The sequence below is a fragment of the Tamlana crocina genome (assembly GCF_012037625.1).
Map to the genome: position 1 here is coordinate 1 of NZ_JAAVJS010000560.1, position 346 is coordinate 346.

Genomic DNA, 346 nt, shown 5'->3' on the forward strand with positions numbered 1-346 from the left:
CCGTAAGACTTTCTGTATGAGTGGTTGGCTCGTGTTCTTTACGGGTCTCGTATTCATCCCTTTTGATCCATCCTTCCTCAACATTAGAAACAGGTTCTCTAACAATAGTATTGGTATGATCTGCATGATCTCCATGCTCCTCACGTAATTTTTTATATCTGTCTCCCGAAGCTTTTAGGATCGTCTTCACCTCTGCCTGTGCGATCACAGGGACGGTTCTCGCATAAAGAAGAAATAATACAAAGAAGAATCCAATGGTCCCAATAAAGATCCCGATATCAACAAAGGTTGGGGAAAACATGGTCCATGAAGATGGAAGATAATCTCTGTGCAATGAAGTTACAAT

At 41.3% G+C, this 346-nt stretch carries 1 pseudogene; it reads right to left on the reverse strand.

Going from position 1 to position 346, the window contains the following annotated elements:
• Positions 1–346: pseudogene (locus tag HC176_RS20160) on the reverse strand (NrfD/PsrC family molybdoenzyme membrane anchor subunit); the annotation flags it as partial.